Origin of the sequence: Parabacteroides sp. CAG:2 (assembly GCF_000436315.1) — a bacterium.
Classification (GTDB): domain Bacteria; phylum Bacteroidota; class Bacteroidia; order Bacteroidales; family Tannerellaceae; genus Parabacteroides; species Parabacteroides distasonis.
Window position 1 is genome coordinate 3873 of sequence record NZ_FR885271.1, and the last position, 14001, is coordinate 17873.

General features: G+C 42.6%; 15 protein-coding genes and 2 tRNA genes. 9 read left to right on the forward strand and 8 right to left on the reverse strand.

The window, feature by feature from the left end; translation table 11 throughout:
• Positions 1-637: 637 nt before the first annotated feature.
• From QVP94_RS03850 to QVP94_RS03865, 4 genes are all read right to left on the reverse strand, one after another.
• Complete coding sequence (locus QVP94_RS03850) at positions 638-967, reverse strand: hypothetical protein (protein WP_005864966.1); 330 nt, start codon at positions 965-967, stop codon at positions 638-640.
• Between the two features lie 174 nt (positions 968-1141).
• Positions 1142-1525: a HepT-like ribonuclease domain-containing protein gene (locus tag QVP94_RS03855; protein WP_022192012.1), complete on the reverse strand. Its 384-nt coding sequence runs from the start codon at positions 1523-1525 to the stop codon at positions 1142-1144.
• Positions 1518-1814: a nucleotidyltransferase family protein gene (locus QVP94_RS03860; RefSeq protein WP_008773352.1), complete on the reverse strand. Its 297-nt coding sequence runs from the start codon at positions 1812-1814 to the stop codon at positions 1518-1520. The genes QVP94_RS03855 and QVP94_RS03860 overlap by 8 nt, the downstream gene beginning before the upstream one ends.
• A gap of 166 nt (positions 1815-1980) precedes the next feature.
• Positions 1981-2517 carry a UpxY family transcription antiterminator gene (locus tag QVP94_RS03865; protein WP_022192013.1) on the reverse strand — a complete coding sequence of 179 codons (537 nt, stop codon included), beginning with the start codon at positions 2515-2517 and terminating at the stop codon, positions 1981-1983.
• 226 nt (positions 2518-2743) lie between these two features.
• Between QVP94_RS03865 and dnaG the strand changes: the two genes are divergently transcribed.
• From dnaG to QVP94_RS03880, 3 genes are read left to right on the forward strand one after another with little or no spacing between them, the layout of a single operon-like run.
• Positions 2744-4861 (forward strand): DNA primase, encoded by a 2118-nt coding sequence (gene dnaG / locus QVP94_RS03870; RefSeq protein ID WP_005854905.1) that lies wholly within the window; start codon positions 2744-2746, stop codon positions 4859-4861.
• Positions 4862-4873: 12 nt separating this feature from the next.
• The gene (locus tag QVP94_RS03875) at positions 4874-5746 is read left to right on the forward strand and encodes an ABC transporter ATP-binding protein (protein WP_008780206.1); all 873 of its coding nucleotides are present in this window, start codon (positions 4874-4876) and stop codon (positions 5744-5746) included.
• On the forward strand, positions 5743-7059 hold the full coding sequence (locus tag QVP94_RS03880; RefSeq protein ID WP_022192014.1) for an ABC transporter permease: 1317 nt from the start codon (positions 5743-5745) through the stop codon (positions 7057-7059). The genes QVP94_RS03875 and QVP94_RS03880 overlap by 4 nt, the downstream gene beginning before the upstream one ends.
• Before the next feature lie 62 nt (positions 7060-7121).
• Here QVP94_RS03880 and QVP94_RS03885 read toward each other — a convergent pair.
• Positions 7122-7192 (reverse strand) — tRNA-Gln (locus QVP94_RS03885).
• A 33-nt stretch (positions 7193-7225) separates the two neighbouring features.
• A tRNA-Gln gene (locus QVP94_RS03890) sits at positions 7226-7296 on the reverse strand.
• 243 nt (positions 7297-7539) lie between these two features.
• On the opposite strand from QVP94_RS03890, the gene rsfS reads away from it, so the two are divergent.
• The 3 genes from rsfS to QVP94_RS03905 all read left to right on the forward strand — a co-directional run bounded on the left by rsfS (position 7540) and on the right by QVP94_RS03905 (position 10960).
• Positions 7540-7899: a ribosome silencing factor gene (rsfS, locus tag QVP94_RS03895; protein ID WP_005854895.1), complete on the forward strand. Its 360-nt coding sequence runs from the start codon at positions 7540-7542 to the stop codon at positions 7897-7899.
• Positions 7900-7929: 30 nt separating this feature from the next.
• Complete coding sequence (gene ftsH, locus QVP94_RS03900) at positions 7930-9984, forward strand: ATP-dependent zinc metalloprotease FtsH (protein ID WP_022192016.1); 2055 nt, start codon at positions 7930-7932, stop codon at positions 9982-9984.
• Positions 9985-10126: 142 nt separating this feature from the next.
• Complete coding sequence (locus QVP94_RS03905; RefSeq protein WP_005854890.1) at positions 10127-10960, forward strand: phosphatidate cytidylyltransferase; 834 nt, start codon at positions 10127-10129, stop codon at positions 10958-10960.
• On the opposite strand, the gene porT is transcribed toward QVP94_RS03905, so the two are convergent.
• Positions 10947-11648: a type IX secretion/gliding motility protein PorT/SprT gene (gene porT / locus QVP94_RS03910; RefSeq protein ID WP_008778155.1), complete on the reverse strand. Its 702-nt coding sequence runs from the start codon at positions 11646-11648 to the stop codon at positions 10947-10949. The genes QVP94_RS03905 and porT overlap by 14 nt on opposite strands.
• A 153-nt stretch (positions 11649-11801) precedes the next feature.
• Between porT and fdxA the strand changes: the two genes are divergently transcribed.
• On the forward strand, positions 11802-11972 hold the full coding sequence (fdxA, locus tag QVP94_RS03915) for a 4Fe-4S ferredoxin (protein WP_005854886.1): 171 nt from the start codon (positions 11802-11804) through the stop codon (positions 11970-11972).
• Positions 11973-12079: 107 nt separating this feature from the next.
• On the opposite strand, the gene QVP94_RS03920 is transcribed toward fdxA, so the two are convergent.
• Complete coding sequence (locus QVP94_RS03920; RefSeq protein ID WP_005854884.1) at positions 12080-12469, reverse strand: PUR family DNA/RNA-binding protein; 390 nt, start codon at positions 12467-12469, stop codon at positions 12080-12082.
• Between the two features lie 223 nt (positions 12470-12692).
• Between QVP94_RS03920 and nusB the strand changes: the two genes are divergently transcribed.
• Positions 12693-13619 (forward strand): transcription antitermination factor NusB, encoded by a 927-nt coding sequence (gene nusB / locus QVP94_RS03925; RefSeq protein ID WP_005854882.1) that lies wholly within the window; start codon positions 12693-12695, stop codon positions 13617-13619.
• Positions 13620-13681: 62 nt separating this feature from the next.
• Complete coding sequence (yajC, locus tag QVP94_RS03930; RefSeq protein WP_005854879.1) at positions 13682-13996, forward strand: preprotein translocase subunit YajC; 315 nt, start codon at positions 13682-13684, stop codon at positions 13994-13996.
• The last annotated feature ends 5 nt before the right edge of the window (positions 13997-14001 follow it).

Sequence of the window (14001 nt, forward strand, 5' to 3'; positions counted from 1 at the left end):
ACGAGCGTACAGCCTCCTGACTACGGCGATTGCGTATATGCACCATAGCTCTATCAGAGCTATTACTTGTCATGATATTCATTGAGGAAGATAATTCAGAGCCTTACCAAGATATTCTTGTAATACCCTGATAAATAAATACTTATGTGAAAATAAAAAGGAATTACTGAAAATTTGCATCCCTTCAATACTCATGCTACTTGGCGAGTAGCCAAACTGACTGCTACTTGGCGAGTAGCGTTCATTTCATGCCGCAGAAGACGAAACGTGCTTGTTCCGCCCGCTCATGGTTTTCTGTCATATCGTAATTTTTTCAGTAAGGTTATCACTTTTCGTTTCCCTTGGAAAACGAGGTATATATGAATTGCCCTATGAAGTATATATCAATTGCCTAACGCAGTATATATCCTCGGGCATATGCAGTATATCTTCTCAAAAACGGCCAGTTGAGCGGTGTCTGAGACGACTGCTTCACGCATCGTTGATACGGGTACGGATGAAACGCTCTTTGACCATCTCCTCGGGGTTATTTTCGGATCATTTCAGGCATGAGACCGCAAAGGAACAAGCATATGCAAGAACCAAGTGACGAAAGTGATGAGTTTCGATGCTGTCGAGCATACACATGAGCGTGAAATCATCCCCATACACTATTTCCCGGCTCCGAGAAATTGCGTCTTGCATTATAATACGCTTTCTTTTTATCAAATTCAAAATCGGGCGTATATTCATAGACTGTTGAATCCTCGAAAAACCCTTCAATGGAACTTTGTTCCAAACTGAACACAAGAACTCCGGCTTTCGTCTGCCAGCAATCTTGATAGATAACATAACCTTCCCCGTAAATACCAAACTGAAATTCCCTATTATTATATCTAGCAACGATCGGAGTTCCGTCCTCCAAGTCATCTATATTCTCAAAGTCAAGCTGTCCGTGTTTACCCCTATTCAAAAAATCTCCAAACATCTTTCCTCATTAATCGCCGCTTTGACGGCTTTGGGTGTATCTTCTTGCGTCTCTCTCTTTTAAACCTAGACAACAATGATACAAGAGACCTTTCCCATAATTGTCAGCGGGGTAGAAGTACTCAATGAGCGTATCCTGCTGACCCATGTGGAGAACGGATTATTGATGAATGGTTTATGATAGAATAGCTTGCTTCATCGATAATAAGGTTGCCTGCAAAAGGGGTAAGTCCTCCTTCATTGTTGAATAAACAATATCAATATCTATTTTAAAATAATGATGAGCTATCACATCCCGCAACTTCATAATCTCCTTCCAAGGAATTACAGGATATAAAGGGAAAAGTTCTCCTTCTGAAAGTTTATCTATAGTTTTCACACTTTCACCGATAAAAATCAATTTCATACAAACACCATCCAAAACGAACATATCATCAGGAGTCAATAAGAAATCATTGCCATCCTTAATATGAGATGTACGGACTTGTATAACATGAATTGAATCAATCATCATGTCTATTAAATCCAAAATTCGTCCCGAATCTTTCCATTTATACATAAATCAAATCTTTATTTATGGATTTTTCCATACGAGTTCCTGCAAATGACTCTCTTTTACGGAATAAATCAACAGAACAACCTAGAAGTTTCTCAAGTTCTGACTTTAGGCGACATAATGTAAACAAACTCATATGAGAACTCTCGTAATATATATCAATATCACTATCTTCCCTTTGTTCATGACGAGCCACCGAGCCAAACAAACCAAGATTACTTATCTGATATTTACGAAACAACGATTCTTTTTCGCTCCTTAATATACTTAAGTATTCCTCTGTAGACTTCATAGGCTCATTCTTTTTGTTCTAAAAACAAAAATATAAAGAATAATTGAATCCTCCAAGTCAACTAATTGAAATTACCCTATGATTTTGGGGTGACAAACGCAACAGCTGATAAACAGACCGCTCAAACGCCACCCAATGCGTTCCCGTAGAATATAGGGGATCTATGTTAGAGTAATCGAATATATTCAGGATCGACCTCCACAGCGGCGACCAACAGACCAGGTATCTCCACGATCAAACGTTTCACACGGGCCCCTCGTATAGAGAGTAAGCGTCCCTCGTAGCCATCCAATGGGCCACCCTCGATGCGGATCATGCGACCGTACATCGCAGGGGTTAATTCTTCAACCAAGAAATAACGTGGGGAATCATCGGAATGGACAGCACGGATAAAACGGTTCATCTCCGCATGGCCTACCGTCATCGGCTTACGGTAGCCACCACGCAAATAACGATATTGGAGGGTACTGATCTCTTCTACGATTGGATCCATACACGCATGGGTCGTATGGGCAAAAAGTAAATCGTGCAGAAGAGGAACCTCCTCACGAATCCGCTTACCCTTCCTCTCGACCAACTGCCAACGCATAGGAGTGAAAACCTCTATGCCCTTTTCCTCTAGCAACCTATAGGCCGGACGTTTAGCATTGGGACGGGTCAGGTCTCGCAATACGAACCAATTGTCTGTCAAAGGATGTTCCATTGGATAATGGGATAATTCTTCTAGTCCTGAAAGGATACGTATTTTCTTATTATCCAATCAGTTACATAATAGATTCTTATAAGTTGGAAGGCGTACTTGGAGAGTAGCATTCGTCTCACGCTGCAAATGTAGTAAAAAATAACTAAACACAAGCAAACATTAGGCCTTGTTTGTGTTTGGTTATTTTTCACTACATTTGTGTTCGCTAAAAAAGGAGTAATTTAAAATGATCGATCAACCTACCATAGACCGGATATTGGACGCGGCGAACATCGTGGATGTTGTCTCAGAATTCGTGACTCTTCGGAAACGAGGAATCAACTATGTAGGATTATGCCCGTTTCATTCGGACAAATCACCGTCTTTTTACGTATCCCCCTCAAAGAATATCTGTAAGTGTTTCGCTTGCGGAGAGGGTGGAACCGCCGTTCACTTCATCATGAAGCATGAGCAACTCAGCTATTTCGACGCTTTACGCTTTCTGGCGAAAAAATACAATATAGAGATACAGGAACGGGAACTTACCGAGAAAGAGAAACAAATCCGTAGCGACCGGGAAAGTATGCTTATCGTCAATAGTTGGGCGGGGCAATACTTCTCTACTTTATTACATGAGCATGTTGAAGGGAAAAGCGTAGGTATGCGTTACTTTGCCGAGCGAGGATTGCGGGAAGATATCATCCGTAAATTCCAGCTCGGGTATAGCTTGGACCAGCGGGATGCTTTATACAAAACCGCTATAAAAGCAGGTTATAAAAAGGAATTCCTCGAGAAAACCGGTTTAGTTATCGCTTATGATAATGGAAACGTGAACGATCGTTTTCGGGGACGTGTCATCTTTCCCGTCCATACGCTAAGCGGAAAGGTCGTGGCATTCGGCGGACGTGTATTGAAAAAGGACGAGAAGACCGCGAAGTACGTAAACTCTCCCGAAAGCGAGATTTATCATAAAAGCAACGAGCTTTACGGCATCTATTTCGCCAAGCAAGCAATCATGAAACAGGATCGCTGTTTCTTGGTGGAAGGATATATGGACGTAATCGGTATGCACCAAGTGGGCGTAGAGAACGTGGTTGCCTCCTCGGGTACGGCGCTCACGCAAGGGCAAATCCGGCTCATACATCGTTTCACGAATAATATCACGGTATTATACGATGGAGACGCCGCCGGAATCAAAGCGGCTCTCCGGGGTATCGATATGTTATTGGAAGAAGGGATGAACGTCAAGGTCGTGCTTCTTCCGGCGGGAGAAGATCCGGACTCGTTTGCCCGTAGCCATAGCGCGAGCGAGTTCGCAGAGTTTATCAGCCAGAACGAGACGGATTTCATCCGTTTCAAGACAAAGTTACTATTGGCGGAAGCGGGGGGTGATCCGATCAAACGTTCCGCCCTGATCTCGGATATAATCCGTACGGTAGCGATCATACCTGATAATATCGCTCGCTCCGTGTATATCCGGGAATGTAGTACGACCATGGAGATAGACGAGCAAGTCTTACTCAACGAGGTCAATAAGATCCGTCTCAACAAGGAAGAGAACCAAGCGGCTAAATCCGTAAGGAATACACCGCCCGTTCAATCTCCCGTCAATACGATTCCGGAGTATCCAGATTTCCCCGGCTACCAACCGTATACACCGGAAGAGGCGAATACCCTTCCTCCGGAAAATATTCCGCCTCCACCGCTCGAGGACTATATTCCGGAAGAGGAAGCGGGTCCGCCCCCTACTCCTCCATACGAGGTTCCGACGGCTCCCAACATACAGGTCCAACCGAAACGTTCTCCTTTTGAGGCTTATGAGTTGGCTCTTCTGCGCTATATCGTACGATATGGCGAACGTGTCCTCTATGACTACGTAGATGAGGAGACCAACGAGCATGTCATCATGAGGGTCGCCGATTATATCCGTTTCGATCTGGAACGTGATGACCTTACATTTTATACGCCAGCCTTCAAACAAATGCTGGACGAGGCTGCTGAACATTGCCAGAACGAGGGCTTTATGGCCAGTCGTTATTTCCTTGCCCATCCGGACCCGAACATCAGCCGGCTTGCCGCCAACCTTATCAGCGATAAGTACCAGCTTAGTAAATATCATACGAAGTTCAGGGAACTGGAGCAAGAAGAAGATAAATTGGATTACTTGGTACCCCGGGAAATCTATTCCATGAAAGATGCCTATATCCTCTATAAGATAAAGGATATCCAAGCGAAAATCAAGGAGGCTCAAAACAAGGGAGACATGGAGCTGATCTTTGATTTAATGAAACAGAACGCCCACCTCAACGAGATCAAGAACGTGCTCTGCAAAGAGCTGGGTGAGCGTATCGTATTAAAAATGTAATAAAAAATAGCTATGAATTTCCTTGAGACAGAAAACGTGGTAAAACAGTACGCCGGGCATCTGGCGCTAAACAAGGTAAGTATCCAAGTTCCTCAAGGAACCATCTTTGGATTACTGGGGCCTAACGGGGCGGGCAAGACGACCTTGATCCGGATCATCAACCGGATTACGGCACCGGATAGCGGAATCGTTCGCTTCAACGGCCATGAGTCCAGCCCCGAAGACATCTACCAGATCGGTTACTTGCCGGAAGAGAGAGGGTTGTATAAAAAGATGAAAGTCGGGGAGCAGGCGATCTATCTGGCACAATTGAAAGGTCTCTCCTACCCAGAGGCACGCAGTCGTTTGACCCGTTGGTTCGAGAAATTTGACATCATGCCTTGGTGGAATCGCAAACTAGAAGAGCTGTCGAAAGGTATGCAGCAGAAAGTACAGTTCATCATTACCGTGATACACGAACCCGAGCTATTGATCTTTGACGAGCCATTTAGCGGATTCGATCCGGTCAACGCCGATCGCCTTAAACAAGAGATATTGGAATTGAAGGCGGCCGGGCATACCATTATATTCTCAACTCACAACATGTCCTCCGTTGAGGAGATTTGTGACGAGATTGCTTTAATCAATCGCTCTGAGGTCGTCCTGTCCGGCAATGTCAAGGAGGTACGGGAACGGTTTAAGAGTAATACCTATATATTAAATGTACGCAAGGAGACTGGAGGTATTGAGGAGTTAAGGATACGCAAGGAAGAGAATATCAGTAACTCCGATTGGCTTACCCGGCTGGCGTCCCAATATGAGATTCTTTCCTTCACGGAGGAGATCCCTTCTATGAATGACATTTTTATCAACACCGTTTCCGGTACAAACACATCAAAGGTATGAGCAAAATTGGATTAATCATCAAACGGGAATATCTCCGAAGAGTAAGTAAAAAGTCATTTATCCTGCTCACGTTCCTCACACCGTTTCTATTTGCCGCGCTCGTATTCGTCCCTCTTTGGCTTTCATCGATCAAAGGCGACGAGGTACATACCATAGCGATCCTCGACTCCACAGGTAAATACGCCCCGCTATTCGAGGATACGGAGACTTATCGTTTCATCCATAGTGACCAGAGTATGGATACCTACAAACAAATCCCTGATAAGGAAATATTCGCATTCCTTACGATCACGGAGGATTTACTGGAAAATCCAAAAGCCGCTACTTTATATTCCAAGAAACAAATCCCGGGAGAATTGAGCCGACTCGTCAATATGACACTAAAGAAGCAGATTGAAAGTGACAAACTGGCAACGTTCAATATCCCGAATTTGAAAGAAATCATAAAAGAAAGCAAAATCAATTTCAATATACAGACCATCAAATGGGGGGATGACGGAAGCGAAAAGCAATCCTCATCCGTAGTAGCCTCCATAACCGGTGTTATTTTCACCATGCTTATCTATATGTTCATCATGATCTATGGAGCAATGGTCATGCAAGGGGTTATGGAAGAAAAGACGAACCGGATCATCGAGATTATGATCTCGTCCGTCAAACCTTTCGACTTAATGATGGGTAAAATTATAGGAATCGGTTTTGTCGGGCTTACGCAAGTATTCCTTTGGGCGGTTATGACCTTTATTCTCATCACCGGGGGAACTTTCTTTTTGGGAGGAGGTATGGAAAGCGAGATCTTGCAATCAAGCATGGCACTTAACACAACCCCTAACATGACGGCTATCGCAGCCCAGCAGCATGGAAATGAATGGATAGAGATGCTTCATACGATTAACTTCACCGAGATAGGCATCTTGTTTATCGCTTATTTCATAGGCGGCTACTTATTATATTCTTCTTTATTCGCCGCTATCGGATCAGCTGTAGACGGCCAAGAAGACACGCAACAATTCATGCTACCAGTCACGCTCCTTTTAGTTTTCGCCCTCTATGCGGGAATCTATAGCATGGAAAACCCTGACGGACCATTAGCTTTCTGGTGCTCCATGATCCCCTTCACCTCTCCGATCGTGATGATGGTCCGGGTGCCATTCGAGGTGCCTTTGTGGGAAATACTACTTTCCATTGGATTTTTGTATATATCATCCATCGGTTTCACTTGGTTTTCCGCCAAAATATACCGTGTAGGCATTCTCATGTATGGTAAGAAACCCAGTATAAAGGAGATGTCCAAATGGCTTCGTTACAAATAAAAACATGATATCTACAACAAAAAAGCCTCGCTACTCTTATCGAATAACGAGGCTTTTTTATGTTGTTCTACCTGGATTCGAACCAGGACAAACAGGACCAGAATCTGTTGTGCTACCATTACACCATAGAACAATCTCTACAAAATTGTCAAGTAAACTTTAAACGTTGTTCTACCTGGATTCGAACCAGGACAAACAGGACCAGAATCTGTTGTGCTACCATTACACCATAGAACAATATTTAACAAATCGCCAACTCTCTTGTTAGCGAGTGCAAAGGTATATACTTTTTCAAAATTTGCAAATAAACCTTCGAAAAAAATGTCCAGAAAAAAGACGTACGTGTTTTTTTAAAAGCTTATAACAATCGAGGAGATAGTCTCAAACAAGCTATTACACATATATTAATGAAAGAAAAAGACGTATGTAACGAATTAAGAAGTATATTTGCGACTTGGAAAATTATATCAATAGAAATAAATGGATCAAACAAAAGAATTAGTAAAAACGATTGTTGAAGGCCTTCAAGAAAAAAGAGGCAAAAATATTGTAACAGTAGATTTAAGCCAGACTTCTGGTGCCATTTGTCAATATATGGTTATTTGTGAGGGAAACACTCCTACCCAAGTTTCTGCTTTATCCGATTCCGTATGGGATTTCGCACGCAAGAATGCAAATGAGAAGCCTTTGTCTATTGACGGTACACAGGGCGCTCAATGGATCGGCATGGATTATGGCACGGTTCTTGTACATATATTCTTGCCGGAACAACGTGCATTTTATAACTTGGAGAACCTTTGGGCAGACTCGAAGGTTATACAAGTACCTAACATTGATTAAGCCGGTCTAAATATTTGATGATAATCTCTTATGGAAAATAAAAACGACATGTTTAATAAAACACCGAAGAGCGGGAAACCTAAGATGTTCCGCTTTAATTTGTATTGGATGTACGGGTTGATCTTCATCATGCTTGTTGCCCTATACATGACAAATGATTCTTCGGGAACGAAAGAGCTAGGCTGGACAGAGTTCCAGAAACTAGCGCAGGAAAACGTATTCGATAAAATGACAGTCTACAACAAGAAGAACTTGGTGGAGGCTACAGTGAAAAATGGAAAGACAGAACAGGTCTTTGGGAATATGGACGTTTCTAAAATCGGGGTTTCTCCGAAAGTATACGTAAAGATCCCGTCAGCCGACAAGTTTTCCGATTTCTATGACAAAGCGGTAGCCGATAGTCATATCGATACACAAGTCCGGTTCGAGGAAGGCGATGACGCTATCTGGAATTTCTTGGTTTCATTCGGCCCGATTATCTTATTGATCGGTGTATGGATGTTCTTGATGAGACGTATGTCCGGTGGTACCGGCGCAGGTCCGGGTGGCGTGTTCAGCGTTGGTAAGGCAAAAGCTCAGCTTTTTGATAAAGATAATGACCGTAAGGTGACATTCAAGGATGTCGCCGGATTGGCGGAAGCGAAACAAGAGGTAGAGGAAATCGTCTCTTTCTTAAAGAATCCGGAAAAATATACCGAATTAGGAGGTAAGATACCCAAAGGTGCATTATTGGTAGGCCCTCCGGGAACCGGTAAGACATTATTGGCGAAGGCTGTTGCCGGAGAAGCTAATGTGCCGTTTTTCTCCTTGTCTGGTTCTGATTTCGTGGAGATGTTTGTCGGTGTAGGCGCCTCCCGTGTGCGTGACTTATTCCGCCAAGCGAAGGAAAAATCTCCTTGCATCGTCTTTATTGATGAGATCGATGCGGTAGGTCGTGCCCGTGGGAAGAACGCGAATATGAATAGCAACGATGAGCGTGAGAACACGTTGAACCAGTTGTTGACCGAAATGGATGGTTTCGGCTCTAACAGTGGTGTTATTATCTTAGCCGCTACAAACCGTGCGGACATTTTGGATAAAGCGTTGTTGCGTGCCGGACGTTTTGACCGACAAATCCATGTTGAATTACCGGATTTGAATGAACGTAAAGAGATATTCGGGGTGCATTTGCGTCCGATCAAGATAGATGAAAGCGTAGATGCTGAGTTCCTAGCAAGGCAGACTCCGGGCTTCTCGGGTGCTGATATCGCTAATGTTTGTAATGAAGCCGCTTTGATCGCCGCCCGTAACGGAAAGAAATTCGTACAGAAAGAAGACTTCATGAATGCGGTAGACCGCATTGTCGGTGGTCTTGAAAAACGTTCAAAGATCACGACGGAGGAAGAACGTAAATGTATCGCGAACCATGAGGCCGGTCACGCTACGTTAAGTTGGTTGTTGGAACATGCCAATCCGCTGGTTAAGGTGACAATCGTTCCCCGTGGTAAGGCATTAGGTGCGGCATGGTATTTGCCGGAAGAGAGACAGATCACCACCCGCGAGCAATTGCAGGACGAGATGTGCGCTACTTTAGGAGGACGTGCCGCAGAGGAATTAGTCTTGGGAAAAATATCCACAGGCGCATCCAACGATTTGGAACGTGTCACGAAACAAGCATATGCGATGGTCGTTTACTTCGGTATGAGCGATAAACTTCCAAACTTGAACTATTACGACTCCACCGGACAGGATTGGGGATTCACCAAGCCTTATAGTGAGGAGACCGCGAAATTGATCGATACGGAAGTACAGAAGATCATCAATGAGCAATACGACAGGGCAAAACGGATATTATCCGAGAATAAGGAAGGACATAGTAAACTTGCGCAGGTATTATTGGATCGTGAGGTAATCTACTCGGAAGATGTAGAGCATATCTTCGGGAAACGCACCTGGATCTCCCGTTCCCAAGAGATTCTGGAGTTGCAGGAAAAGGCTAACGGAAAGAACAAGGAGAATGCGGATAAGGAGGCGAAAGCGGACGCAACAATGGAAAACGTAACCGATACTCCTACCGAAGAAAACAAGACAGGGAAAATAGCTTGACCAAAGTCAAGACATTCATAACAAGTAAGGCTGGGGCGTATCTTTGATCAAAAGTTACTATCCAGCCTTCCTTATTGCTGTATTATCAATTTATTAGTTATATTTGCAGCCAAAATTACAAACAAGCAAAAACACTATTGTTTTGAAAAATCTGATTACACGTGCATTGACTGGCATTATTTTCGTCGCAGTATTGGTCGGTGCGATCTATTTCCACTCCTATTATTTTCTTACGGTATTTGGACTCATTACCGGACTTTCTCTATGGGAGTTCTACGGATTGGTCAAACATTATGAGAATGCCGCCATCAAACGATTTGTCAGTTCCTTGGGGGGAGCCTACCTCTTCGCCGCCACATTCGGTTACGCCAATGGCTTGGTTGGAGGCAATATATTTCTCCCCTATCTTTTATTCTTAATGTATACCATGATCACCGAGCTTTACGATAAAGCCAGTAATCCAATCAATAACTGGGCATTGACCTTATTCGGTCAAATCTATTGCGCAGGCTCTTTCTCTCTGCTAAACTTTATTACATCGGTACCTAATACGCCGGGCGAGATCGTACATATCCCCTATTTTGCCTTGGCTATTTTCGTTTTCGTATGGGTAAATGATACGGGAGCTTATCTAGTGGGATCTATGCTTGGAAAAAGAAGATTGTTCGAACGTATCTCTCCCAAGAAGTCCTGGGAAGGTTTTTACGGAGGGTTGGCATTCGTATTAATAACCTCCCAAATATTCGCTTGGTTCATGCCGGCCACGAACTGGTACACATGGCTTGGATTAGCCGGCACGATCGTAGTATTCGGAACTTGGGGCGACTTGATCGAATCTTTGATGAAACGTACGTTAGGCGTGAAAGATTCCGGGCATGTATTACCCGGACATGGAGGCATGCTGGATCGCTTCGATAGCGTAATGATGGCTATACCGGCCGCTTATATCTATATCGAGTTATTTATTCGAAATTAAATGTCAGGATCACCATACGGGATGTAGCTTTCGATAAGGCATCCGTATATTTGATATTTGCTTGATCTACCAAGTCCGGACGATCTTTCTCCAATAGGTTAACCAATCCGAAACAGAATTTCAGCTCCGGGCATAACTTAAAGTAGGGTAGATAGATATCACATCCCAAGCCAAACTCAAATCCGAAGTCCGTGCTTTTCAATAGAATCGGATTACCTTTCTTACGGCCTATATCCACGGAGCCATAGATACCGCCGATCAAATAAGGACGATAATTATTCAAGCGTAAAGCCGTATATTTAACGTCTAAGGGGAAATTCAGATAACTGGAACGAACGTTCGTGATGAATTCCTCTCCCGTAGCCTGTTCCCGAAACTTAAATTTCTTATCTCCGAAATGGATAGAAGGCGTGAAACGTAAATTGAAATAAGGATTCATATACATATCTCCGATCACCCCGACACTAAAGCCGGGTGAGTAAGAAGGAATCTCCGCAAACCAAGTCTCTCCATTGGTCATGACACCGGTATGGGTCAATAACAAATCCTGCGAGTGAATACCCACATGAAACCCCAGATGAAGCCATTTCAAATCAGCGTACGGCTGATTCCTCACCCTTTCCTTTTGAGCCATGGCTCCCATGGTAGCCAAGCTTACCACATATAATATAAGTAATAATCGTCTCAAATCTCAACCTATTTTGTTTAATAACGAAAACCCGACAAAGATATTGCAAAAAAGAAGATTTTTGAAGAAAATAAGCCAGTAGATATTTTTTAAATAGAAAGAAAGCTATATTTTTGCACCTACTAATAGTTATCAATTTAAACGTTTAAAAAAATGGCTTACGTAATTAGCGATGATTGTATTGCATGCGGAACTTGTATTGATGAGTGTCCGGTAGGAGCAATTTCAGAAGGTGATAAATACAGCATCAACCCTGAAATGTGTACAGATTGTGGAACTTGCGCTGACGCATGTCCTACAGAGGCTATCCACCCGGCTGAATAATTCGCAGCAAAGAATAGGATTTTCCTTTGCGGAAAGCTCCTAACACATAACGGGCTGTTTCTCTCTATGAGTAAAACAGCCCGTTATCTTTTTCTCTTCGTGTTATATTAAAACTCAATATCTAACTTTATATCACCGGAAGCCATATCCTCCTCTGGGGAATCGCCATGAATCGTTTCCTCCTCTTCAGGTTCCACCACGTCTTCCGCGGATTTCTTCAGATTTGAGTTCTTGATATAACTGATTACATCTTGCATTCCCTCCATGAACTTCTCAAAGTCCTCCTTATAAAGGAAAATCTTATGCTTCTCAAATGAGATTTGCAAACCATCCTTTGATTGAATTTTCTTACTTTCCGTAACGGCAACGAATAGGTCATCTTTCAAATTCCTCTTCACATCCAGATAATAAATCCGTTTTCCCGCTTTAATGGCTTTAGAGTATAGAATCTCCCTGTCGCCACCTTCAACATGTTTTTTATTCCTTGATTCTTCCATGACAGCTAACATTCGTTAAAAACCCACCCACTTTATAGAACTTGCTTCAAATATGTGCATTTTTTTTTAATTAGCAACTATTTTAACGATCGAAAATACGCCCATTGAGGCTAAATTTGTAAAATATCATCTAACACATATAAAATTAAGTAAATCCGGATTCTTTTATGGAAAAAACAACTACCTTTGCAGCCTAATTTATAATAAGAAGTTCCTTCAAACGATGATCAACAGAATTTTAATCCGCATTAAAGTTTTACAGATAGTATACTCTTACTATCAAAACGGAAACGGTGACCTCAAAGTTGCGGAAAACGAATTGCTTTTCAGCCTTCAGAAGTCATATGACTTATATTATTATTTCTTACTCCTAATTATCGAAGTTACCAACCTGCAAAGAAGGATCCTTGACACCCGGAAGTGCAAATACATGCCTACCGACGAGGAGTTAAACCCGAATACACGCTTCATAGACAATCGTTTCGTCGCTCAATTAGCGGAAAACGATACGTTGAAAAAGTATGTAGACGAGCAAGGTCTCTCATGGAGCAACGACGAGGAGTTCATTAAGAACGTATTGGATACGATCCTAAGTTCTGAGATTTACGCCGAATACTTGAAAAACGAAGAAGACTCGTACGAGACGGATCGTGAGTTCTGGCGCCAGATCTTCAAGAAAATAATCTGTGGAAACGAGATGATAGAGGAATATCTGGAAGATAAAAGCATCTACTGGAATGACGATATCGAGATCGTAGAGACTTTCGCCTTGAAGACTATCAAGAAATTCGAGGAGAAGAAAGGTAGCAAACAAGCCTTATTGCCAATGTTCAAGGATTTGGAAGACAAGGCTTTCGCAATCAAGTTATTCCGTCAAAGTTTGTTGAAAGGTAAGGAATATCGTGAACGCATCGACAAACATATGAAGAATTGGGAAACCGAACGTATCGCCAATATGGACTTGATCATCATGCAAGTCGCCTTAGCCGAGATTTTATCGTTCCCGACCATTCCCATCAACGTTACCTTAAATGAATATATCGATGCCGCAAAGTATTATAGTACACCTAAAAGCGGAACATTCATTAACGGAATTCTGGATTCAATAGTCAACGAATTAAAAAAAGAGAAGTTATTGCTCAAAGATTAATTATTATCATTACATTTGTGCATATCATTATTGATATTAACTTGTAAAACGATTATTATAGTATGAACTTACTCAGTATTTTACTTCAAACTCCAGCTGGAGGAAGTCAGTGGTCCGGTATTTTGATGATGGTAGTTATCGTAGCTATCTTCTATTTCTTCATGATCCGTCCGCAACAAAAGAAACAAAAAGAAATCCAGAAATCACGTGAGGCGTTGAAAACAGGCGATAAAGTGATTACCGCCGGAGGTATCTATGGAAAGATCAAAGAGATCGGTGATACTTATATGCTAATCGAGGTAGCGGATGGAGTACGTATCCGTGTAGATAAAACTTCTATTTTCGCTTCAGCGGAAGACGCTCAGCAGCAGAAATAATCTAA

Excerpts from the sequence above, each read along its gene's own strand:
- nusB (WP_005854882.1), top strand. The coding sequence starts at position 12,693 with ATGATCAACAGAATTTTAATCCGCATTAAAGTTTTACAGATAGTATAC.
- yajC (WP_005854879.1), top strand. The coding sequence starts at position 13,682 with ATGAACTTACTCAGTATTTTACTTCAAACTCCAGCTGGAGGAAGTCAG.
- ftsH (WP_022192016.1), top strand. The coding sequence starts at position 7,930 with ATGGAAAATAAAAACGACATGTTTAATAAAACACCGAAGAGCGGGAAA.
- QVP94_RS03880 (WP_022192014.1), top strand. The coding sequence starts at position 5,743 with ATGAGCAAAATTGGATTAATCATCAAACGGGAATATCTCCGAAGAGTA.
- rsfS (WP_005854895.1), top strand. The coding sequence starts at position 7,540 with ATGGATCAAACAAAAGAATTAGTAAAAACGATTGTTGAAGGCCTTCAA.
- QVP94_RS03865 (WP_022192013.1), bottom strand. The coding sequence starts at position 2,517 with ATGGAACATCCTTTGACAGACAATTGGTTCGTATTGCGAGACCTGACC.
- QVP94_RS03920 (WP_005854884.1), bottom strand. The coding sequence starts at position 12,469 with ATGGAAGAATCAAGGAATAAAAAACATGTTGAAGGTGGCGACAGGGAG.
- QVP94_RS03875 (WP_008780206.1), top strand. The coding sequence starts at position 4,874 with ATGAATTTCCTTGAGACAGAAAACGTGGTAAAACAGTACGCCGGGCAT.
- QVP94_RS03855 (WP_022192012.1), bottom strand. The coding sequence starts at position 1,525 with ATGTATAAATGGAAAGATTCGGGACGAATTTTGGATTTAATAGACATG.
- QVP94_RS03860 (WP_008773352.1), bottom strand. The coding sequence starts at position 1,814 with ATGAAGTCTACAGAGGAATACTTAAGTATATTAAGGAGCGAAAAAGAA.
- fdxA (WP_005854886.1), top strand. The coding sequence starts at position 11,802 with ATGGCTTACGTAATTAGCGATGATTGTATTGCATGCGGAACTTGTATT.
- dnaG (WP_005854905.1), top strand. The coding sequence starts at position 2,744 with ATGATCGATCAACCTACCATAGACCGGATATTGGACGCGGCGAACATC.
- QVP94_RS03850 (WP_005864966.1), bottom strand. The coding sequence starts at position 967 with ATGTTTGGAGATTTTTTGAATAGGGGTAAACACGGACAGCTTGACTTT.